Source organism: Pleomorphovibrio marinus (assembly GCF_003347495.1).
GTDB classification, from domain to species: Bacteria; Bacteroidota; Bacteroidia; order Cytophagales; family Cyclobacteriaceae; genus Pleomorphovibrio; species Pleomorphovibrio marinus.
Genome location: NZ_QCXY01000009.1, coordinates 251,137 through 271,423, shown reverse-complemented (window position 1 = coordinate 271,423; position 20,287 = coordinate 251,137). Strand labels below are relative to the sequence as shown.

The following is a 20,287-nucleotide window of genomic DNA, read 5'->3' as shown; positions in this document are numbered from 1 at the left end:
CTTAAGCTTAGAGCCAGCACCTCTGCGGAAATCCGTGAAATCCGCGGGAGAGATTTTTACCCTACTTTAGAAAATTATCAATTCCCGAATTTGGACAACAACTCGGGATCAAAATCCCCCAACATTTCGAAAACCATTAACTCCTCGCTTTGGACCAGTAAAACCAAGTCCTTAATACGATTACCACCCTTGGCATAGATAGCGACTCCGTCCGATGGTTTACCTGCTTCCAACAACAACTCAAAATTTTCCCTCTTCAACCCTTTTACCAGGTTGTCGAGGTCTTTAGTGCTATTGGCTTTTGGGAATTTGTACATCATTACTTTTTCCATGGATTTTGTGAGGGATTGGCTCAGGTCCTTATCCAAGTTGAAATTGAAGGAGTTGGCTAATCCCAGGAAATTCCCCCCAAGATCCAAATGGAACAGCTCTGGGTGGTCCTTATATTGCTGATAGAGCTTGTCAACACTTTTGCTTTGGCAAAATGCCTGCTGCGAAAAGGTCAAAATGAGTAAAGAAATGAGTAACTTTTGCATATGTTTAGTTTTTGTTTTTTCCTTTATTGTATTCTTGCATACCCGGCATGTTCGTTTTATCGGCTAAGGTGTTTAGGTCCTCATAGGTAAAGCTGCCTATTAAACTGAGTAGGGCAAAACTGTCCTTAGAGCCCGTCAGCATCAAAAATTCACGGATTTTTCCTTTCTCCTCCCTTACCATAAATTTCACATTGGAGTCCTTGTCTTTTATGTCCATAAGATCTTCATAGCGCTGTATTTCTAGGGTGGACATTGCTTCCCGATAAAGCTTTTGGCCATCCACCTTTTCCCCGCTCAGGATGCGAATCCCGTTTACCTTGCTGATTAACTCCCCCAGCTTTTGGGCTTCCTCATCCGATACATCCCCGGCTGATCGGAGAAATCCGCCAGCCATTTTCATCATCTTTGGGCTGATATATACGCGGGAGAACCGCTCGTCTTCCATATGGTGGGAAAAGAAACTGGAAATGGCATCATCCTGTGCATAGAGGAGTGTGGGTAGCCCCAGGATGAAGGAGATCGCTGCTAAATAAATGCTTATCTTATTCATGATTGGATTCGATTAGGGGGAATATTTCGTTTGGTTTGTTAAGATGTCTGAATTCATCCATCAGATATAGGTTTTGAGTGCCTTTTTCCATGTTTTCCTGAATTAGCGAAAAGGCTTCCATCACTTGTTCATAGGCCTGCTTCTCTGCAATTTTCTGAAAATAATCTACGGTCAGCCAAGAAAGGGCAAGAAAGGCCAAGAGCACCGCTGCCCACCGATTCCAACTTTGGATAAGGCTTCCCTTGTTTTTTGGATGGACAAAGTCAGGGTTTTCCATTTTTGAAAGTTCTTCCAGCCCAAAAAAAAGTTCTCTTTCCGGAGAATGAACATCAGAAGCTGTCATTAGGGCCCTGAGCTCCCTTTCTTCTTCGAGACTGCTTTCGCCTTTCCAGTATTTTTCTAATAATTCATCTTTTCTATGTTGCATGACGGTAGTTGATAAGATGAGCTTTTAACTTTATTCTCGCCCTGTGTAGATTTACTTTTACCTGCTCAAGGGGGATGTCCATAAAGTGAGCGATTTCATCATAGGTTAGCCCTTCGATCTCCCTGAGCTGAAAAACCTCCTTTTGCTTTTCAGGCAGCTTTTCCATAAAGGCCAATACCTGCTTAATAGACTTCGAATGGTCTTCTCCTTCTTCTTGCGGAAGTGCTATGCTGTCAGCTATTTCCCCCAACTGCATTTTACGCATATGTCTAAAATGGCGAAGGGATTCGGTTTTCAGGCACTTGACCACCCATCCTGTGGGGTTGTCCATTTCCTGAAGCGAACGGCGTCTCTCCCAAGCTTTGGTCAAGACCTCTTGAACCGCATCCTGGGAAGCGGCCTTGTTTTTAGTCCATCCGTAGGCAAGTCGGTATAGCTTTTGCCTCAGGGGCCAAATATGTGCTTCAAAAAAAGACATCATCCATGAAGATGAGCATTGGAAAGATAAAAAGTTACAGATATTGTGTGTTTTTTTCGCTGATTTTTTTCACCCAGTTTTAGCAAGGGTCATTGGTATTTCTGGACAGCACTTCCTAGTAAATCTGTGCGATCCACGGGAGTTTTTTAAATCTCAGGTTCTTGCTGACTGAGGCAATGGAATGAACCCAATCCCCAAATGATGTCCAAGCTGTCAATCCCAATTGCATGTCTATTTGGGAAACAGGCCCCTAGGATTTCAATTGCTTTTTCGTCGTTGCTGTCCCTGAAGGTAGGGACTATTACGGCATGGTTACACACATAGAAATTGGCGTAGGAGGCAGGGAGTCTCGTGTCCTCATAAATCACAGGCGCCGGCATGGGCAGCTCCACGATGTTCACCTGCTTCCCTGAAAGCAATTTCATTCCTTTTAGGGAGGTGAGGTTTTCCTGTAGTGGTTGGTAATTTTCATCCTGGGGGTTGGTTTCCACCACGGTCACCACGGTATCCTCATTGACAAAACGGGTGAGGTCATCGATATGCCCATCAGTGTCGTCCCCCACAATACCGTCCTTGAGCCAGAGCACTTGGGAAATACCATAATAATCAAACAGGTACTTTTCGATTTGGTTTTTATCCAAATGTGGGTTTCGGTTGGGATGGAGTAGGCAGGACTCCGTAGTGATCAGAGTGCCTTGTCCATTGAAATCCACAGAACCCCCTTCCATAATGATTTCAGGATAAAAGCAGGGGAGGTCCAGGTATTTGGCTATTTGAACAGGTATTTCATTATCCAGGTCATAGGGGGGATATTTATCTCCCCAGGCGTTGTACATCCAGTTTACCACTGCTTTTTTGGGGCTGCCGTTTGCATTTACCACAAAGGCAGGGCCGTGGTCCCTACACCAAGCATCATTGGTGGGAAAAAAATGGAAATGTACCTGATCCATATTGACATCCGCTCTTATCAAGTGGTTTTCTGCATCAGATCGCATGGTTTCGTCCTTTACATGGATATGGACTTTTTCACCCATAGCAATGTACTTTACGAATGCAGCATAGGAGGGATAGATGCTGTCGATTTTTCCGGGCCAGGAGGCTTCTTTATGCGGCCAACTTAACCAGGTGGCGGCATGAGGCCCAAATTCAGCAGGGAAATGGTACCCAAGGCTAGCAGGGGTATTGATTTCGTTAATTTGAATGTTAGTCCTCATCGATTAGCCGTTTGAGTATGGGGGAATAGGAATCGATGCGCCTGTCTCTCAGGAAAGGCCAATGAGTCCGGTAACGGTCCGATTGCGCAAGGTCAATTGGGACTACTTTTACTTCTTCCTTTTCGTAATCGGCTTGGCAAAGCAGTTTACCAAAAGCATTGGTGACAAAGGATCCGCCCCAAAACTTCATTTCCCCTTCAATTCCCACCCTATTGACCGATATCACAGGGATGCCATTAGCCACTGAATGAGAGCGCTGAATGGTTTGCCAGGCTTGGTATTGCTCATCGTTGGTGGCACTGTCCTGGTCCTTATGCCAGCCGATAGCCGTAGGGTAAAAAAGCATTTCCGCACCCATCATGGCGGTAATCCTGGCAGCCTCCGGGTACCATTGGTCCCAACAAATCAGCACACCTATTTGCCCAAACTTGGTCTTGAAGGTTTTATAGCCGGTGTCACCGGGGGTAAAGTAAAATTTTTCATAATATCCGGGATCATCCGGGATATGCATTTTTCGGTATTTGCCCAGGTAGCTGCCGTCCGCGTCAATTACAGCGGTGGTGTTATGGTATAAACCCTCTGCCCTTTTTTCGAAAAGGGAGGCTATGATGACCACATCCAGTTCTTTACCAAGTTCACACAAAACCTCTGTGGTGGGGCCGGGGATTTTTTCCGCCAACAAAAAATTGTCATGATCCTCCACGTCACAAAAATAGAGGGATCTAAAAAGTTCTTGGAGACAAATGATCTGGGCACCCTGTTGGGCTGCCTCACGTATGCCCTCCTGGGCTTTCAGCAGATTTTCTTCCGGGTCTTTTGAACAGGCATGTTGTACAAGCCCTACGTTTATGGTTCTATTTTTCACAGGTAAATTTTGGTTAGGCAACGAAAATTCAGTATTAAAGGTAAAATTAAAACAAATTTTTTGAAATTTAATCCAGATTGAATTGTGCTTAGCCTTATTTTCAAAGTAAAGAATTGATGAGTAATATCTGGATTATTTTTAAGGGTTTAAATGCCTATTTTTTTAGTTCATAAAGGTAGATGGTATGAAAATCGTCTTCTTTTCCCAAATACTCTTGATTTTTTATCCCTGCGAGCTGGCCTTTATCCGTGAATTGGAACCCATATGGCAAAATTTCCTTGGGAAAAGGCTTATCTACCATTATTGGGTTAAAATCATGATCAAAAACCGCAAATAATTTAGGGATTTTTTCCAACAGTTTATCCCTTTCTATGCCGTCGTCAACATTGTATTGGGACATCACTTCCGAGGGGATTCCATTTGAATAATTTATTAGGGTATGTCTATTCATTTTTCCGAAGGAATTTACCCCAGGAATAAATCCTAGATTTCCATTTGCCTTAAAATAGCTTTCGTGCTCTTGAATAGGTACAGGCTTATTCAAAATAGGAGCTTTGACTGGGATTTCCACGCTATTTTGAAAACTCAGACCCGACTCCTCCTCTTTATACACATAAAACTCAAAAAGATTTGGCACCGTCATTAACCATGTGTTTTGATTTCTATAGATTATCGGAATAGGATAACCATTAAAAAATCCATTCTCAAAGTTGTTGTTTGATGGAAAGGCCATAGTTCCTTTCGTTTCCTGGGTTCTTGGGTCAAGTGTTTCTATAATGTGGCCCCCATTTATGATTTTTTGATAGTAGGCTATAAAATCCCTAGGGTTGGCTGAATTTTCTGGTTTGGGATATGCATATTTTCCATCTATTTCAAAAAGGATATTGGTGGAGCCCACTACATGGTGGTAAAAGTCATAAGGTAAAGATTGCTTCTTTAACAACTTTCCCTTCCTGTCCACTTCATATACCGCATCAGTAAACGCCCCTATGTTTCCGTTTATAAACCTTGGATTAAGTGCGTATCCGGTGACTGCATCAGGGCCATCATCGGAAATAGTGAACTGCTCCAAAATTGCTCCTTCCATATCGAAAAGTATAAGCTCCCGCTTACTGCCGTTGAAGGCCAAGAATACACCTGTTTCAGCGTCAAAATCATTGAGCACAAGATTATCCAGATAATCCACCTTTATGGAATCTACCAAGACTAACTGATAGTCGAAGGAGGAAGTGTCGTCTCCCCCCGTTTGGTTTTGACAGGCAGTATAAAGGAAAAACAAGAATGGGCAAATAAAATGGTGGGGACTTTTCATTGGACAAGTGCATTTTAACTTCAAAAATAGGTTAAAACCTTATCTTTAAATTAAAGTTAAAATTTTAGTTTATCAAGATCAGCTGGGGAAAAAATCCTTAAATCTTATTTTACAAAAAAGAGCTTTAGAAAGAAAGTATCGGGGAAGTTTACACGGAAAAAAACTAAAACAACATCAATCATCAACCCATCACTCCTTAATCAAAAAAATCACTTCTTCTTAAATAGCGAGTCCACAAATTCCTTGCGGTTAAATACCTGAAGATCAGTCATTTTTTCACCAACCCCTATGTATTTGACGGGGATTTTAAATTGGTCGGAAATGCCTATCACCACTCCTCCTTTGGCTGTGCCGTCCAGTTTGGTGATGCCCAGGGCCGTAATCTCGGTGGCCTTAGTGAATTCCTTGGCCTGGATAAAGGCGTTTTGGCCTGTGGATCCATCCAACACCAGGAGTATTTCATGTGGAGCTTCGGGGATGAATTTTTGCATTACTCTTTTGATCTTTCCCAGTTCATTCATGAGGCTCACTTTGGTGTGAAGCCGTCCTGCAGTGTCCACGATCACCACATCCGCATTCATTTCCACTCCTTTTTTCACCGTGTCGAAAGCCACCGATGCTGGGTCAGTGTTCATTCCATGCGAGATTACGGGTACATCCACCCTTTCTCCCCAAAGCAACAGTTGGTCTACCGCGGCGGCTCTAAAGGTGTCTGCTGCACCCAATACCACGGATTTGCCCGCCTGCTTGAATTGGAAGGCGAGTTTACCAATGGTAGTGGTCTTGCCCACCCCGTTTACACCTACCACCATGATGACATAAGGTTTCTTTTCCTTGGGCAAGTCGAAATCAGACAGGTCCTCGGTGTTGTTTTCGGCAAGCAAGGCCGTGATTTCCTCCCTGAGGATCAAATCCAACTCGGCGGCATTTACATATTTGTCCCTGGCTACCCGTTCTTCTATCCTGCGAATGATCTTGATGGTGGTGTCCACTCCCACATCGGAAGTGATGAGAATCTCCTCCAATTCATCCAGGATGTCGTCATCCACCCGGGATTTGCCCACAATAGCTTTTCCTAGTTTGGAAAAGAGGTTCTCATTGGTCTTCTCAAGACCCTTGTCTAATGTTTCTTTTTTCTCCTTGGAAAAAAAACCGAATATTCCCATTTCCTTGCTTGAATATGACCCCGAATATAACGAAAAATCCCTTTCGAAAAGCATCGAAAGGGATTTTATACTGTATCACCTAATTATTGTTGTGATTATTTTTTCAAGGTTTCCTGTACCATGACACTAGGCACCATCTCCTCCTTGAAGGAATAGGAACCCGTCTTTTCGTTTTTTACGGCTCTTATCACTTTAGCATAAGTGACTCCACCTTCTTTTTTCAGCGTTGCAACTACTTTCTTTGCCATAACTTAACTGTTTTTGCCGGGGTTTTCCGGGTAGTTTACTTGATTTCTTTATGAACGGTCATCTTTTTTAATATGGGGTTGAACTTCTTCAACTCCAGCCGCTCCGTGGTGTTTTTACGGTTCTTGGTGGTGATATACCTGGAAGTGCCGGGCATGCCGCTTTGCTTGTGCTCGGTGCATTCCAAAATTACCTGAACCCTGTTACCTTTCTTAGCCATTGCTTGGTAAATTTATATAATGAGGTAATTGCCTATTTGATTACGATGTTTCCTTTTTTCTGAGCCTCTTTCAACACAGCAGAGATCCCTTTTTTGTTGATGGTCCTGAGCGCTCTGGTAGATACCTTTAGGGTGATCCATGCATTCTCCTCAGGAACAAAAAAGCTCTTCTTCTGCAGGTTAGGGTAAAACTTACGCTTGGTCTTGTTGTTGGCGTGCGATACGTTATTCCCTACCCTAGGCCTTTTTCCGGTGATGTCACAAACTCTTGCCATGATTAAATGTATCCTGTGTTAGTAAAGACTTTTTAAAATTGAGTTTGCAAATATCGGAAGTTTTGCTGGAATTACAAAAATGCCCCCTCAAATATTTTTCTAAATCATTGAATTCCATCTTTTTGGTTTTCGTTAATGATTGCAAGGGGCTTTTCTTATATTTGCCTTTTATTAAAAAGAGGTCATTTCTCGGAACAGGCCAATTTAGTTTATTTATTTTAAAATACGTTGACGTATGTTGGATGCAATCACTTCAAGTGAACAAGCCATAGCTCTGGAAGACAAGCACGGAGCACATAATTACCACCCCCTTCCGGTAGTACTGACCCGGGGTGAGGGGGTTTACCTCTGGGATGTGGAGGGCAAAAGGTATTTTGATTTCCTTTCTGCCTATTCTGCAGTAAACCAAGGCCATTGCCACCCCAGGATAAAAGCTTCCCTGCTAGAACAAGCAGAGACGCTTACCCTAACCTCCAGGGCTTTTTACAATGATATCCTGGGCCCTTACGAAAAGTACGTTACCGAATATTTTGGCTTTGACAGGGTGCTTCCCATGAATACCGGGGTGGAGGCAGTGGAGACCGCCATAAAAATAGCTCGCAAATGGGGACATGAGGTAAAAGGAGTCCAAGAAAGCGAAGCCACTATTGTGGTGGCCAACAATAACTTCCATGGAAGGACCACCACTGTCATCTCCTTTTCCAGCGATGAGAATGCGAGAAGAAATTTTGGTCCCTACACCCCAGGATTTATTAACATCCCTTATGATGACGTGGAAGCCTTGGAGAAGGTGCTGGAAGAAAACCCCAACGTGGTAGGGTTTTTAATAGAGCCCATACAGGGAGAGGCCGGTGTGAACACCCCTGCCGACGACTATATTCCAAGGATATCCGAAGCCTGCAAAAAACACAATGCCTTGATGATAGCGGACGAAATCCAAACCGGCATAGGCAGAACGGGCTCCCTACTAGCGGTATGTGGGAATTGTAGCTGCGAGGGACATTGTGAAAAGCAAGATACCTATATTAAACCGGATATAGTGATCCTGGGTAAGGCCTTGTCCGGTGGCTTTTATCCCGTATCTGCCGTGTTGGCGGACAATCCCATCATGGAGGTGATAAAGCCAGGTCAGCATGGATCCACATTTGGGGGCAATCCCCTGGGAGCTAAGGTCGCAATGACTGCCCTAGAAGTGATAAGGGATGAGAAGCTCACCCAAAATGCCAGAAAATTAGGCCGGATTTTTAGGGAAAGAATGGAAAGCCTGGTAAAGAAATCAGAATGGGTGACCTTGGTAAGGGGAAAAGGCCTGCTGAATGCCATCGTAATCGACCAGCCCGAAAACGGGGATGTGGCTTGGAGGATATGCCTTGCGTTACGGGACAATGGACTCTTGGCAAAGCCCACCCATGGCAATATCATCCGGTTTGCACCTCCTTTGGTGATGACCGAGGAGGAGCTACATATCTGTTGCGACATTATAGAGACCACCATCCTAAACTTTAAGGCATAGCAATGGAACAGAAAGAGAAAGCGGTAATATTTGATATGGATGGGGTGATATGCCACACCAACCCCTACCATTCCCAGGCCTTTCAGGTGTTTTTTGGTAAGAGGGGCCTGAACCCCACTGAGGAAGAGTTTGCCCAGCATATGTATGGGAAAAGCAACAAATATATTTTCAGCCATTTCCTGGGCCGGGAGGTGGTAGGGGAGGAATTCGAAGCTTTGGAAAATGAAAAGGAGGGTTTGTTTCGGGAGATATATGCCGACGTAGCCATTCCCATAGAGGGTTATCTGCCATTTCTTTCTTCCCTTAAAGAAGCTGGCTTCCGCACAGGTGTAGCCACTTCTGCCCCCTATGCCAATTTGGCCTTGATTATGGAAAAATTGGGATTTGAGCCCCATATGGAGTCTGTATTGGCCAGTGAAAATGTGAAGAAACACAAGCCTGATCCCGAAGTTTACCTGACTTCCGCAGAGAACCTGGGTGTTTCCCCGGAGCACTGTGTGGTGTTTGAGGATTCCTACTCCGGGGTAAGCGCCGCCATCAATGCCGGCATGAAGGTGGTTGGTGTGCTTTCCTCCCATACCAAGGAAGAACTTCCCCCATGCAACCTTTATATCCGGGACTACCGAGAGCTTTCTGTGGACACCATTAGAGAGTTGCTTTTGCAGGAGGTGTAGAGGGTGTTGCGCGGCTCCGGAAGGTTTTAGCCACAAAGTACACGGAGGGGGCACAAAGGACACAGAGTGACGAAGTGACATCGGGACGAAGAGACACGTACGGATTATTTTGGACGGTGCCGTTAGGCACCTAATGCGGGTAGAAAATGGTAACCCGACAAATATCCCGTCCCGTACGGGACGGAACTTGGCCGCCGTGTTGCTACCCATCTTGTCCCTACGGGACAGGCTACCCACTATAACCTGCCCGCCTTAGTGATGGGTAAGGAGGGCGAGCCCTCAAGAAATTATACCTTTGGATCATTCTAGCGAAAGGCCAGACAGTGGGGTGGGGCAAATTCGCAGGCCATAGTAAACGTTAGAGTCTCGGCCAGTCCCTAAAAAGTTGGGGACGGAGTGGTTTGAAGGGACTACCACTAATTTTGTGCACGGGTTCAACCCCAGCCAGGGTTGTAGGCGAAATCACTTTCTTTGAATCCCGGGTCTATTTAGGATGATAGCCCTTTTGATATGGATAAGGCTCATCCCTTTCTTCCAATAATTCAGCTATTGTTTATTGACGAAAAAGCGAATTTGATCGTTCTTTTTGTTTATTGATAACCTAAAGGCTATACGTTTTGGAATTTGCAAATCTGTGTTTTGGCCAAAAATTGTATTTCGCACAAACACCAATCCCCAAGTCACTCAGTCACTCTGTCTCCAACCGATCAGCTCTAATCATCACCACAAAACTCTAAATTCCAAAACCCTCCGTGTCCTTAGTGCCTTCTTCGCGTCCTTTGTGACCAAAACCTTCCGGATTCCAATCTATAAATCGCACCAGCACCAATCCCCAAGTCTCTTAGTCCTTCAGTTTGTGACTTAAACCTTACGGAGATTAAACAACATTCACCCCAACCCCATGTCTATGGCTTTTTTGATCAGCTCGGCGGAGGTGGAGACCTTAAGCTTGGTATAAATGTGCTTTCTGTGGGTTTCCACCGTGTGTATGCTGAGGTGGAGCATATCGGCTATATCCTTGTTGCTCATGCCCTTGGCCAGGTACTTAAGGATTTCGAATTCCCTCTTGGAAAGCTTGAACTTGAGCTTGTACACGTCTAGGTCATGGTATATGTCGTCTTCGGCTTGTTCAAGGACACGCTGGAAATGGGCAACATGGCGATTTTCGATCACTTCCCGGATGGTGTAGATCAACTCATCGGGGTCTGCGTTTTTCAATACATAGGCATCCACGCCCTGCTTGATGCATTTCTTGAATATTTCCTCCTCGTCGTACATGGATAATACGATGATCTTCAGTGAAGTCTTCTCCTTTTTGATATGTTGGATAAGGCTAAAACCATCCATTCCCGGCATGTTCATGTCAGTAATCAGGAGGTCGACTGGTGCGTCAGTGAGTTGCTGAAGTACCTGTTTGCCATTGTTGAACACGCCTATCACCTTTAAATCCCTCTCTTTTTTGAGGAGGTTTTCTATGCCTTTCGCGAACATGCGGTGGTCATCCGCCAAAATTATCCTGATTTCCTTCATATGCGGGAAGTTACTGTATTGTGCCTTACATCTCCAAGGACATTTGTATGCTGGTGCCTTTTTCGGGTTGGGAACGGATATGGAGGTCCCCTGATATGGAGGTCATCCTGGACTTGAGGTTTCTCAGACCAAGACCTGCACTCTGGGCTTGGGTGTCAAAGCCCTGTCCGTCATCGGTGATTTTAAGGGACAATAGAGGTTTGTCATAGGTTAGGATAATATCTATATGTTCGGGTGCGGCATGCTTGATGGCGTTGTTGAGGCATTCCTGCACCAACCGGATCAAGATCAGCTTCTTGTTGTCGTCAGAAAAGGAAGGTAGTTCCCCTTGCACCTGTAAAGAAGTCTTGCAAAAGCCGCTTCCTTCAATTTTTTGGAGTTCCTCAGCCAAAAAGTCCTCAAACCCTACATCTTTGATGTAATCCCTGTTAATGGACTTGGATAATGCCCTTACTTCCTTGATGATCTGGTTAATGATTTTTTTGCCTTCTGCCACACTTTCAGGATCCGGGTTGTTCAGCACCAGTTTTGCCAGAGAGAGCATTTGGCCTACGTTGTCGTGTAATTCTTGGCTTACATAATGCAGGGTGTCCTCCCTGATTTCCTTCTCCACGTTCAATACGGTTTTTTCAAAGTCGGCCTTCATGATTTCCATCTTGTGCTTGTCCTTAACCTGCCTTTGTCGGTGGATCAGCACCATAGACACTACGAAAGTGGACATGATGATCATCAAAAATAGGCTTGCCGCCAGTGTAACAAATACCTCAAATGAGTTGCCTTCCATTTTTAGTGCTAAACAGAACTGTTGAAAAGTGAGAGAAGCCGATCACTACATACATGATCGATGCTATTGTACGATTGATACCTCCAAAGATATCCATGGTGCTTTGTTCCATAAGATTTGGAATGCCCAAAAAGAGGAAGTATATAAATCCAGAGGAATAAAACACAAGCAGTGCAGCGACTATCCAAAATTGAGGTAATCCCATCAATGACTCCGATGGATAGCTGTTTTGCCTAAGTAGGTTGTAAAAATAATAAACACAGCAAAGAATAATTCCCCCTGCTCCTACTATATAACTGTAAGTTTGTGGCAATTTGCCAATGGGTTGGAAAAGTACGCTGTTTATCGCCCCCCAAATCAAGAAAAACATAACATATCCTAAAAGAAGACTTTTTATGGGTTTTTCTTCAAATAAGCTGTGAAAAAAGTAATAAATCACTAAGGACTGAATATACACATAGAATACATTATAATACCCATTATTGTTAGGATATCCACTTTTGTAGAGATAGATGCAAAAATTTTCGAAGGCAAATACATAAGAAACCAAAAAAAACGTCAGGTAGAAGGTATGGGGATAGGGTTTGTCCTTCACCAAAACAAAATAGAGGAAAGCTCCAAGCACCCCCAGTCCTATGGTTCCTAAATAGACCTCTAAACCCATAACTCATTTTTGTGTTATCCGCAATCCGGGGGACAAGTTTTTCCGAAATTCACCAATTGGGATTCTTCCCTGGGGTCTTCATTATTGTTAGATGCCGCCAAAATAACAGTCAGCCTACCCTCATAATCTTCCTTCTTCACTGGGGATTCAAAGCCCTCTATCGTCTCTTCATCATATTGGCCAAAAAATAGTTTAATTCCACCTGTTCTTGGATCGGTTTGTTCTAGTAGTTTCTCGATCTTTTCCCTGTCTATCCAAACCGAACGGGTCTGTTGAATTGGAGAATCCCTATGAATCAACCTCTCGGCTTCCTCGATATAGGTGTCATAGGTCTTTTTAAGTCGCTCAAAAGTCTTGAAATCCATCTTTATAGAATTAAGGTGATGTAAGGATTTCAAAAATACGAATTAAAGTGGATTTCAAAAGATTTCAGAATAAAATTGGCCGGCAAACTTTAATGGAAGACGGGTTTTCGGAGCTGTTCGGGATTTTCAATCCCTAGCCACAATTAAAATGGATTTGCAATCCATGGAACAATATCCGGAACCTAACTCTCCGAAAAGGCAAGCAAACCAGTAAAACGGAGAGCCAAATAGCCAACTGGAATTGGCAGATCTCAAGCATGCTAAACACATCTTCGGAAGTGCGGTAGGCGTATTACAAATTCACACTATCTGTAAACGCAGTTACATTTTTCGAGACGCGGAGAAGCGGGAGTTAACAGAGTATATGCTCATTTACCCAACTGATTTCTTCCTCCCTGATGGTATGGTGTGGGTCTTTAAAGATCAGTGTATTTACCTTCGCTCCCATATCTTCCAGCATATTTGCGGACTCCTTTATTCGGGAAAGGGGCACATGTACATCCTCGTGACTGGCGCCAATAAAGATGGGGCTGCCATTAAAATTTCCATGATAGTGTTCCTGATAGATTTTCTCCCCAATCAGTCCACCGGTAAAAGCAATTACCCCTCCAAACTCACTGGCATTTCTTGCCGCGTATTCCAGACTTAAACAGGCACCCTGGGAGAAGCCGATCAAAAATATTTCGGACGTGGAAAAACCAGAAGCCTTACATTGCTGAAAAGCACCATCCAGGATAACTAAGGCCTTGTCCAGGCTGGGTTGGTTGTCCTTAAGAGGAGCCATAAAACTATAAGGATACCAAGAGCCTAAGGTAGCACTTGGAGCCAAAAGGGCAAAATCATCGAGAAGCAGATGGTCGCTGAGGGTAATTATCTGCTCTGCATGTGAGCCCCTTCCATGTACGAGGATGGCCACTTTTTTTGCTTTTTCAAAGGGTAGTCCTGCTTGAATCATTGCTTATTGGGTTTGACTTTTTACGGATACTTTGGGAAGTTTTTGTTCGATCTCCACCCTGTTGGGTTCCGCCCATTCCGGCAACCTAAGCGTGGTTCCAAGTTCTTCCACCGTTTCGTCGATGGCGAATCCCGGCTCATCGGTGGCCACCTCAAACAAAACTCCGCCAGGTTCCCGGAAATAAATGGACTTGAAATAGTTCCTGTCCTTTACTTCAGTTACCATCTGACCGGATTCCATCAATTTTTGCTGCACTTCAAGTTGACTTTCTTCATTGGCAGTGCGAAAGGCAATATGATGCACCGAACCTGCACTTTGCATGGACCTGGTGTTGGGTTGCTGGATGAGGATGTCCAAAATATCCCCGGCTTTTCCTTTGGTTCCATATCGGAACCTGCCGTTTTCCTCACCTATCCATTGGTAATCCAGCGATGCCAGCAACAACTCCTCCGTAGGGGCTTTATCCCGGAGGTTTAGGGTGGTACTGTGGAAACCCCTAATGGCTTCATCGGTACCCACATCTCCATTGGACCAGCCTTTTCTTTCATCATCTGAACTGGTGATCAATTCTATTCCCATGCCATCATGGTCCTCAAATCGCATAAGCTGCTGGCCAAAACGTTCTTGAATATCCGAAACTGGAAACCCGAAGCGGTTTATCCGCATTTTCCAAAATTCCAACGAGTCCTCAGGCACACTGAAGGCAGTGTGGGTGGCTTCTCCTATGCCTTTTTGACCCCTCCTTGCTCCCTTAAAGGGAAAAAAGGTAAGTATGGTGCCGGGGGATCCTACCTCGTCTCCAAAATAAAAATGATAAACATCCGGTGCGTCGAAGTTGATGGTTTTCTTTACCAACCTCAAGCCCAGTACCTCAGTATAAAAATCAATGTTCTTTTGAGGATCGCTTGCAATCGCGGTAATATGATGAATTCCTGTGATGAGTGCTGCCATGATAGGGTTAGCTTTTGGGAGTGTTACAAGATAACCCTAAGCCGCAAAATTACAAAGCGGCCTAGGGATTATATCCGCGCTTATTGTTTTACCAACTGCACACTGGCCAGGATGCGAACATCGTCACCTACCACCACGCTTCCGGCTTCGGTTACAGCGGACCAGGTGAGCCCAAACTCTTTCCTGCTGATCTTACCACTAAGCTCAAATCCAGCCTTGGTTTGTCCATATGGGTCTCCGGCCACTCCGCCAAAATCCACGTTAAGACTGGTTTTCTTCGTGTTTCCACGGATGGTTAGGTCTCCGGTAAGTTTGTACTCTCCATTAACCTCCTCCAAAACCCCATTGTCAAAGACCAACTGGGGATGGTTTTCGGCATCGAAGAAATCACCTGACTTGAGGTGGGCATCCCTGTCCGCCTGGTTGGTGTCAATGCTGTCGATGTTTGCCTTGAAGCTCACATTGGCCCCTTTGAAGTCTTTACTTTCGGAGCTTGCTTCTCCTTCGAACTTCTTGAAGTAGCCTGTTACTGTGGAGATAACCAAGTGTTTTACTTTAAAAGAAATTTCTGAATGTGTGGGGTCAATAACCCATTTCGTAGTGCTCATAATTTTAATTAATTTATTTGTTTAGACAATTTATGTTTATACATTAAAATAGATAAATTTTTTTACCCTCTCAATTTATCCAACAGTTCGTTAAGCTGCTCTACTTCCTTTTGATCTAGCCCAATGATTCTATGGTTAAACCTGTTTATCTCCTCTTCTAGGATTGCCAGTAGTTCAAGTCCCTTGTCGGTGATACTCACATCCACTTGTCTACGGTCAGACGGGCATTCCTTTCTTTCCACCAGTTCCTTTTGCTTCAATTTTTCCACCAGCCTGGATGCATTGGACATTTTGTTCAACATCCTATCCTGAATAGAGGACACAGTAATGGGGCTTGGGTGCTGTCCCCTTAAGATACGAAGTACATTATATTGCTCCGGAGAAATGTCGTGAGGCTTAAATAGCCTGTTTTGTCGGGTCACCACATAGCTATGGGTGTAAAGTATATTCACCACCGCCTTGTTGTAGGGATCATTGAACGCTTTCTGCTGTATGGCTTCCTCTAATTTCATCAACATATATTTCAGTTGTATATAATGTATATACATGTAAATGGATAAAAATGTTCATTTTTACCTGAATTTTTTTCATATACTTTTTAAGGTAAATGAACAAAAACATGTAAATAGCTCAAAATCAATAAGGTTAAACCCCTTCTTTGTTTGCGGAAATTATTTCATCTGTTTATAATTTCTTCTAAGCGGTCAGATGGAATGCCCAGAATAATCATCCCCCTGTGTGAGAATTCTTTCCCATGGGCATTTCATCTGTTTATAATTGTCTTTTCACCGGTCATATAGCCTGCCCCTGCCTGCCCCAAACTCGATTCGGGGAACTTGTTTCGGGGGAATCTCGCAGTCTAAAATCATCCCAGTGTGTGACGTGCTCGTCATGCCCTGACTGCCGTCAGGACAGGCTCGATTTCATCTGCTCATCTGCCTATTCCCAAGTAGTGGGCATGAGCTAATCGGTTTGTGACCTGCTAGGCTTTCTTGGTTCATAGCTCAAAGTCGTTACCCTTATCATGGATTTCCCCTCCTCACCATTTTAGGTTCATAGTTTTTCCTTTTCCCGCTATTTAATTGGGAATAAAAGAGCATTTTTTCTTACTAGGAGCAGGGAAATGGCAAATGCCATGAGCTTGGGATGAAAATTCGTTACATTTGGTTGAGCAAAGTCCAAAAACACGAGATTGGATACCTTTCCATTTGGTTTGGTTATGTCTGGTATGCAAATGTGTTTTTAAAAACTTCCATCCCTGGATTTATTGGAGTAAACACCGGAGTTTCTTTAAACCGGCCAGTTGTCGGTAAAGCGCTCCCCGTCCAAAAATGCCTGTGTCTCCAGCCCATTTAAAAGACATTCTCTAAGTTCTTTTGTGATATGCTCCGGATCCAAGTCCTGGCCGATGATTACCAACTCATTCATCCTATCCCCAAAATTCTTGTCCCACTTGGATTCTATCATTTTTTGGTTATCCAGGTAAGATGCATAGCGAATTCGCTGATTAAAAGGCATGCTGGCCCACCATACCCCAGCAGGTTCGGCCTTGAGGGATCCCCCTGCCTGGGACCAGGTCATGGCCACATCTTTTCTGGAGGCCAGGTAAAAGAGCCCCTTGCTTCTGATTATGGTGGCGGGCCAGTTTTCGCTGATATAGTTCCAAAACCTCTCAGGATGGAAGGGCTTCTTGTTACGGAAGACAAAGGAACTGATCCCGTAACTTTCCGTTTCCGGGGTATGTTCCTGCTCCAGCTCATCCAGCCAGGCCTGGGTCCCTGATGCCTCCTCCAAGTCAAACAAACCCGTGTTTATGATTTCTTTGGGTGCAATATTGCCATTGGTACAGGTGCGGATATGGGCCTTCGGATTGAGTTTTTTGAGTATGGCTTTTAGTTCCTCCAGTTCGGGTTTGCTTACCAAGTCTTCTTTGTTGATCAGGATAATATTCGCAAATTCAATTTGATCAGTAAGCAGGTTGACGATTGCCCTTTGGTCTGAGGGATCCTCGTTTAGGTTTTTGCTGAATACCGTTTCTGCAGTGCCAAAATCCCTGAGGAAGTTTTTTGCATCTACCACTGTGACTAAGGTGTCTAGTTGGCTGTATTTGGACAGGTCGATCCCGTTTTCCTCATCCACGAAACTGAAGGTTTGGGCTACTGGCAATGGTTCTGATATGCCCGTGCTTTCGATCAACAAATAATCGAATTTTCTCTCCTTGGCCAATTTCTCTACTTCCTGCATCAGGTCCTCCCTGAGTGTGCAGCAGATGCATCCATTGCTCATTTCTACTAGCCTTTCCTCGGTTCTGGATAGGGTGTTGCCACTTTTTATCAATTGAGCATCCACATTGATTTCGCTCATGTCGTTTACGATCACGGCGACCTTAAGGCCTTCTTTGTTGTGCAGAACGTGGTTCAGCAGGGTGGTTTTACCGGCTCCCAAGAAACCACTTAGTACGGTAACCGGCAGTCTATTTGTCGATTTTGAGGATATGGGCATTTCTAATTATAAAATTGAGTTCTTCTACATCGTTTTCGTTGAGCTCAAGTTTTCCTTTTACCTTCAGGATATCGTCCATCTTCAGTCTTTTCGAGGGTTTTTCCTTGAGGTAGACCACCGCCACACTTTCAGGCCCAGCCCCTCCGCAAAAAAAGCATTCTGCCATGGGGTACTTAGAAATCACCAACATACTCGCATTGCTTACTTCCAGTGGAATGTAAAAACCGCTTAGTTCTACCTCTTTTCCTTCTAGGGCTTCTAGTTCTGGGGGAAATGCGGGATATAGAAAGTACATGGAGAATTGCCGGTTCAGCTTCTCCACAAATCTGGTTTTGGAAAATAGTGCCCACAGATCAGGTTCCACAGGGGCAAAAGCAGTACCTAGGAACATAAGGATAATCAAGGAAAGTATTGCACCGATTTTCTTCATAGACCATTTTTACGGAAAAAGACTCCGGTTTCCCGGAGTCTCTGCTGTGTCAACCAACTTTTCTTATTGATAAGAAAAACTTGATGATGTAAATGTACGAAAGTTTTTTTTTAATATGCAACAATGTTGCAATAAAAACTTTTAGAAAAGTCCAGCCTTTATACGATCGGAACCCGAGACGAACCCTAGCTTCCCATTCAAATTTGCTATCTTTGGCATTACTATACTTCAATATAAAATAATTTCATGTTTGAAAACCTAGACTTTTCCCAACCTGAGGCAGGTTTGGTAAAGATCAGGAAAGTGACAACCGGCCTTTCCATTGCACGTTTTCTGGTATTTTTAGCATTATTGGCGGTACTCGTGGTCGGGATCTCAGACCAAAACGCGGTCTTTTTTTTATTTATCCCCCTAGCTTTCTTGTTTATCTGGCTAATCGTGAAATTTAATGAGAAAAAGGACGAAGAAGGTTTGCTAAAAAGTGTGGTTCTGATGAAGGAGGCAAGGGAAAAAAGAATGAGGAGAGAGCTGGCTGGCTTTGACAAGGGGGAGGAGTTTTTGGACAAAAGTCATCCTTATGCCAGTGACCTTGACTTATTTGGTGCCCATTCCCTTTTTCAGTTGCTGGATCATACGGTAAGCCCTGGGGGCAAGAGTAAGTTGGCGAATTTTATGCTTCATCAAGCCACCCCAAAGGTTGCCATGGAAAGACATGAAGCCTTAAAGGAATTAAGTGGGAAAGGTGAATTTTTATTGCTGTTTGAAGGTTTAGGAAAGGCCTTTTTGAAAAACGAAAAAGAAAAATCCCGATTTTTTGATTGGTTGGCCAAACCAAATGCCTGGAAGAAAGGATATTGGATCCCGGCAATTCTCGGTCCCACAGTTGGGCTTGCGGTATTGGTATATACTTTTCTTCTTGGGTATCCCTATGTTTACCTGAGCATGTTTATTGGTGTAGGGTTGCTCCTGCTGAGCTTGGTGTTTAGGCCATTGATGGAGGCCATGAAAAACCTTCCTAATGAGCAGGACCTTAAAACCTATCGGCTTTGGGCAAAACTCTTGGAAAACCAAAGTTTTAAGCATCCGTTGCTGCAGAAATTTCAAAAGCCCTATGTGAGTGATGGGTTTAAAGCATCCAAGGCTTTAAAGGCTTTGGAAGGGCAGATTTTTGTTGTCCAAAACCGGGCAAACCTGATGTATTTGGTGTTCAATCTCTTTTTTTGGCTGGATTTTTTGGTGTTATTCCGCCTGGAAAAATGGAAAAGAAGGTATGGGGAGCATTTCAGTAAGTGGCAACAGACTTTTGACACCTGGCAGGCCTTGGCATCCCTAGGGGCATTTACCGCCGAGGAACAATTGGACGGGGAAATTATCTGGGAGGAGGGGCAGGTTTGGGAAGGCAAGGGGATTAAGCACCCTTTGATCCGGGAAGAAAAATGTGTGGATAACGACTTTGAGTTACCTATGGGGAAGAAAATCATCCTTCTCACAGGATCAAACATGTCTGGCAAGACGACTTTTATGCGCACCATGGGCATCAACCTGGTGATGGTTCATATGGGACTTTCCCCCATGGCCCGTTCGTTGAGGATAGGGAATTTCAAATTATATACCAGTATGAGAAATACCGATAACCTTGGGGAGAGTGTAAGTTCATTTTATGCGGAATTGAGCAGGATCAAGGGGTTGTTGGAGCAAACGGATATGGGAGTGCCCGTTTTTTTTCTGCTCGACGAAATATTGAAAGGCACCAATACTAAGGACAGGATCATGGGTAGCGAGGCCCTGATCCGTCAGTTAATGGATAAGGAAGCAATGGGTATTATTTCTACCCATGACATTGAACTTAGCGAACTTGAGGCCAAATTGCCTGCCTTAGGAAATAGAAGCTTTCACCATCTTATAAAGGAAAACGAAATTCTTTTTGATTATAAAATAAAGCAAGGGCCTTGCCCGGACTTTAACGCCAACAAGCTGATGGAACTCATGGGGATCAATTTCAAACCTTGAAAATTGTATTTG

At 44.0% G+C, this 20,287-nt stretch carries 24 protein-coding genes; 3 read left to right on the top strand and 21 right to left on the bottom strand.

Translation table 11 applies throughout. The annotated features are described in order from the left end of the window. Nucleotides 1-77 precede the first annotated feature (77 nt). The 11 genes from DB520_RS20255 to rpmB all read right to left on the bottom strand — a co-directional run bounded on the left by DB520_RS20255 (nucleotide 78) and on the right by rpmB (nucleotide 7,289). A complete protein-coding gene (locus tag DB520_RS20255; RefSeq protein WP_114751589.1) occupies nucleotides 78-536 on the bottom strand; it encodes a DUF4252 domain-containing protein in 459 nt (152 codons plus the stop codon). A 4-nt stretch (nucleotides 537-540) separates the two neighbouring features. Beyond that, complete coding sequence (locus tag DB520_RS20250; RefSeq protein ID WP_114751588.1) at nucleotides 541-1,086, bottom strand: DUF4252 domain-containing protein; 546 nt, start codon at nucleotides 1,084-1,086, stop codon at nucleotides 541-543. Further along, nucleotides 1,079-1,513 (bottom strand): hypothetical protein, encoded by a 435-nt coding sequence (locus DB520_RS20245; RefSeq protein ID WP_114751587.1) that lies wholly within the window; start codon nucleotides 1,511-1,513, stop codon nucleotides 1,079-1,081. Before DB520_RS20245 ends, DB520_RS20250 begins: the two co-directional genes overlap by 8 nt. Then, entirely contained in the window at nucleotides 1,503-1,994 is a 492-nt protein-coding gene (locus tag DB520_RS20240; RefSeq protein ID WP_114751586.1) for an RNA polymerase sigma factor, read from the bottom strand. The genes DB520_RS20245 and DB520_RS20240 overlap by 11 nt, the downstream gene beginning before the upstream one ends. A 143-nt stretch (nucleotides 1,995-2,137) precedes the next feature. Further along, nucleotides 2,138-3,205 (bottom strand): agmatine deiminase family protein, encoded by a 1,068-nt coding sequence (locus DB520_RS20235; protein ID WP_114751585.1) that lies wholly within the window; start codon nucleotides 3,203-3,205, stop codon nucleotides 2,138-2,140. Next, entirely contained in the window at nucleotides 3,195-4,070 is an 876-nt protein-coding gene (locus tag DB520_RS20230) for a carbon-nitrogen hydrolase (RefSeq protein ID WP_114751610.1), read from the bottom strand. Before DB520_RS20230 ends, DB520_RS20235 begins: the two co-directional genes overlap by 11 nt. A gap of 154 nt (nucleotides 4,071-4,224) precedes the next feature. Then, the gene (locus DB520_RS20225) at nucleotides 4,225-5,382 is read right to left on the bottom strand and encodes a hypothetical protein (protein WP_114751584.1); all 1,158 of its coding nucleotides are present in this window, start codon (nucleotides 5,380-5,382) and stop codon (nucleotides 4,225-4,227) included. Between the two features lie 209 nt (nucleotides 5,383-5,591). Further along, entirely contained in the window at nucleotides 5,592-6,548 is a 957-nt protein-coding gene (gene ftsY, locus DB520_RS20220; protein WP_114751609.1) for a signal recognition particle-docking protein FtsY, read from the bottom strand. Nucleotides 6,549-6,643: 95 nt separating this feature from the next. Next, complete coding sequence (locus DB520_RS20215; protein WP_114751583.1) at nucleotides 6,644-6,796, bottom strand: DUF4295 domain-containing protein; 153 nt, start codon at nucleotides 6,794-6,796, stop codon at nucleotides 6,644-6,646. Between the two features lie 35 nt (nucleotides 6,797-6,831). Further along, nucleotides 6,832-7,014: a 50S ribosomal protein L33 gene (gene rpmG / locus DB520_RS20210; RefSeq protein WP_114751582.1), complete on the bottom strand. Its 183-nt coding sequence runs from the start codon at nucleotides 7,012-7,014 to the stop codon at nucleotides 6,832-6,834. A gap of 32 nt (nucleotides 7,015-7,046) precedes the next feature. After that, nucleotides 7,047-7,289 carry a 50S ribosomal protein L28 gene (rpmB, locus tag DB520_RS20205; protein WP_114751581.1) on the bottom strand — a complete coding sequence of 81 codons (243 nt, stop codon included), beginning with the start codon at nucleotides 7,287-7,289 and terminating at the stop codon, nucleotides 7,047-7,049. A gap of 235 nt (nucleotides 7,290-7,524) precedes the next feature. Between rpmB and rocD the strand changes: the two genes are divergently transcribed. After that, nucleotides 7,525-8,802, top strand: a complete 1,278-nt coding sequence (gene rocD / locus DB520_RS20200; RefSeq protein ID WP_114751580.1) for an ornithine--oxo-acid transaminase — start codon at nucleotides 7,525-7,527, stop codon at nucleotides 8,800-8,802. 2 nt (nucleotides 8,803-8,804) lie between these two features. Beyond that, nucleotides 8,805-9,476, top strand: a complete 672-nt coding sequence (locus DB520_RS20195; protein WP_114751579.1) for an HAD family hydrolase — start codon at nucleotides 8,805-8,807, stop codon at nucleotides 9,474-9,476. 888 nt (nucleotides 9,477-10,364) lie between these two features. On the opposite strand, the gene DB520_RS20190 is transcribed toward DB520_RS20195, so the two are convergent. The 10 genes from DB520_RS20190 to DB520_RS20145 form a co-directional block, all read right to left on the bottom strand. Then, nucleotides 10,365-11,006 carry a response regulator transcription factor gene (locus DB520_RS20190; RefSeq protein ID WP_114751578.1) on the bottom strand — a complete coding sequence of 214 codons (642 nt, stop codon included), beginning with the start codon at nucleotides 11,004-11,006 and terminating at the stop codon, nucleotides 10,365-10,367. Between the two features lie 25 nt (nucleotides 11,007-11,031). After that, nucleotides 11,032-11,790 (bottom strand): sensor histidine kinase, encoded by a 759-nt coding sequence (locus DB520_RS20185; protein ID WP_114751577.1) that lies wholly within the window; start codon nucleotides 11,788-11,790, stop codon nucleotides 11,032-11,034. Then, a complete protein-coding gene (locus DB520_RS20180) occupies nucleotides 11,771-12,454 on the bottom strand; it encodes a hypothetical protein (protein ID WP_114751576.1) in 684 nt (227 codons plus the stop codon). The genes DB520_RS20185 and DB520_RS20180 overlap by 20 nt, the downstream gene beginning before the upstream one ends. A gap of 14 nt (nucleotides 12,455-12,468) precedes the next feature. Further along, entirely contained in the window at nucleotides 12,469-12,819 is a 351-nt protein-coding gene (locus DB520_RS20175; RefSeq protein WP_114751575.1) for a hypothetical protein, read from the bottom strand. Nucleotides 12,820-13,171: 352 nt separating this feature from the next. Continuing rightward, complete coding sequence (locus DB520_RS20170) at nucleotides 13,172-13,774, bottom strand: alpha/beta hydrolase (RefSeq protein WP_114751574.1); 603 nt, start codon at nucleotides 13,772-13,774, stop codon at nucleotides 13,172-13,174. Between the two features lie 3 nt (nucleotides 13,775-13,777). Then, nucleotides 13,778-14,725 (bottom strand): ring-cleaving dioxygenase, encoded by a 948-nt coding sequence (locus DB520_RS20165; protein ID WP_114751573.1) that lies wholly within the window; start codon nucleotides 14,723-14,725, stop codon nucleotides 13,778-13,780. 80 nt (nucleotides 14,726-14,805) lie between these two features. Next, entirely contained in the window at nucleotides 14,806-15,333 is a 528-nt protein-coding gene (locus DB520_RS20160; RefSeq protein ID WP_114751572.1) for a YceI family protein, read from the bottom strand. Between the two features lie 62 nt (nucleotides 15,334-15,395). After that, entirely contained in the window at nucleotides 15,396-15,845 is a 450-nt protein-coding gene (locus tag DB520_RS20155) for a MarR family winged helix-turn-helix transcriptional regulator (protein ID WP_198675400.1), read from the bottom strand. 778 nt (nucleotides 15,846-16,623) lie between these two features. Next, nucleotides 16,624-17,835 carry a GTP-binding protein gene (locus DB520_RS20150; protein WP_114751571.1) on the bottom strand — a complete coding sequence of 404 codons (1,212 nt, stop codon included), beginning with the start codon at nucleotides 17,833-17,835 and terminating at the stop codon, nucleotides 16,624-16,626. Continuing rightward, nucleotides 17,807-18,265, bottom strand: a complete 459-nt coding sequence (locus DB520_RS20145; protein ID WP_198675398.1) for a hypothetical protein — start codon at nucleotides 18,263-18,265, stop codon at nucleotides 17,807-17,809. The genes DB520_RS20150 and DB520_RS20145 overlap by 29 nt, the downstream gene beginning before the upstream one ends. Nucleotides 18,266-18,511: 246 nt before the next feature. Between DB520_RS20145 and DB520_RS20140 the strand changes: the two genes are divergently transcribed. Then, entirely contained in the window at nucleotides 18,512-20,275 is a 1,764-nt protein-coding gene (locus DB520_RS20140) for a MutS-related protein (RefSeq protein WP_114751570.1), read from the top strand. Nucleotides 20,276-20,287 lie beyond the last annotated feature (12 nt).

What these genes read in the sequence shown, in the direction of transcription:
- DB520_RS20195 (WP_114751579.1), top strand. Translation starts at nt 8,805, where the DNA reads ATGGAACAGAAAGAGAAAGCGGTAATATTTGATATGGATGGGGTGATA.
- rpmG (WP_114751582.1), bottom strand. Translation starts at nt 7,014, where the DNA reads ATGGCTAAGAAAGGTAACAGGGTTCAGGTAATTTTGGAATGCACCGAG.
- DB520_RS20240 (WP_114751586.1), bottom strand. Translation starts at nt 1,994, where the DNA reads ATGATGTCTTTTTTTGAAGCACATATTTGGCCCCTGAGGCAAAAGCTA.
- DB520_RS20170 (WP_114751574.1), bottom strand. Translation starts at nt 13,774, where the DNA reads ATGATTCAAGCAGGACTACCCTTTGAAAAAGCAAAAAAAGTGGCCATC.
- DB520_RS20215 (WP_114751583.1), bottom strand. Translation starts at nt 6,796, where the DNA reads ATGGCAAAGAAAGTAGTTGCAACGCTGAAAAAAGAAGGTGGAGTCACT.
- DB520_RS20180 (WP_114751576.1), bottom strand. Translation starts at nt 12,454, where the DNA reads ATGGGTTTAGAGGTCTATTTAGGAACCATAGGACTGGGGGTGCTTGGA.
- DB520_RS20165 (WP_114751573.1), bottom strand. Translation starts at nt 14,725, where the DNA reads ATGGCAGCACTCATCACAGGAATTCATCATATTACCGCGATTGCAAGC.
- DB520_RS20250 (WP_114751588.1), bottom strand. Translation starts at nt 1,086, where the DNA reads ATGAATAAGATAAGCATTTATTTAGCAGCGATCTCCTTCATCCTGGGG.
- DB520_RS20245 (WP_114751587.1), bottom strand. Translation starts at nt 1,513, where the DNA reads ATGCAACATAGAAAAGATGAATTATTAGAAAAATACTGGAAAGGCGAA.
- DB520_RS20235 (WP_114751585.1), bottom strand. Translation starts at nt 3,205, where the DNA reads ATGAGGACTAACATTCAAATTAACGAAATCAATACCCCTGCTAGCCTT.
- DB520_RS20155 (WP_198675400.1), bottom strand. Translation starts at nt 15,845, where the DNA reads ATGAAATTAGAGGAAGCCATACAGCAGAAAGCGTTCAATGATCCCTAC.
- DB520_RS20160 (WP_114751572.1), bottom strand. Translation starts at nt 15,333, where the DNA reads ATGAGCACTACGAAATGGGTTATTGACCCCACACATTCAGAAATTTCT.
- DB520_RS20225 (WP_114751584.1), bottom strand. Translation starts at nt 5,382, where the DNA reads ATGAAAAGTCCCCACCATTTTATTTGCCCATTCTTGTTTTTCCTTTAT.
- DB520_RS20175 (WP_114751575.1), bottom strand. Translation starts at nt 12,819, where the DNA reads ATGGATTTCAAGACTTTTGAGCGACTTAAAAAGACCTATGACACCTAT.
- DB520_RS20145 (WP_198675398.1), bottom strand. Translation starts at nt 18,265, where the DNA reads ATGAAGAAAATCGGTGCAATACTTTCCTTGATTATCCTTATGTTCCTA.
- rocD (WP_114751580.1), top strand. Translation starts at nt 7,525, where the DNA reads ATGTTGGATGCAATCACTTCAAGTGAACAAGCCATAGCTCTGGAAGAC.
- rpmB (WP_114751581.1), bottom strand. Translation starts at nt 7,289, where the DNA reads ATGGCAAGAGTTTGTGACATCACCGGAAAAAGGCCTAGGGTAGGGAAT.
- DB520_RS20150 (WP_114751571.1), bottom strand. Translation starts at nt 17,835, where the DNA reads ATGCCCATATCCTCAAAATCGACAAATAGACTGCCGGTTACCGTACTA.
- DB520_RS20190 (WP_114751578.1), bottom strand. Translation starts at nt 11,006, where the DNA reads ATGAAGGAAATCAGGATAATTTTGGCGGATGACCACCGCATGTTCGCG.
- DB520_RS20185 (WP_114751577.1), bottom strand. Translation starts at nt 11,790, where the DNA reads ATGGAAGGCAACTCATTTGAGGTATTTGTTACACTGGCGGCAAGCCTA.
- DB520_RS20255 (WP_114751589.1), bottom strand. Translation starts at nt 536, where the DNA reads ATGCAAAAGTTACTCATTTCTTTACTCATTTTGACCTTTTCGCAGCAG.
- DB520_RS20140 (WP_114751570.1), top strand. Translation starts at nt 18,512, where the DNA reads ATGTTTGAAAACCTAGACTTTTCCCAACCTGAGGCAGGTTTGGTAAAG.
- ftsY (WP_114751609.1), bottom strand. Translation starts at nt 6,548, where the DNA reads ATGGGAATATTCGGTTTTTTTTCCAAGGAGAAAAAAGAAACATTAGAC.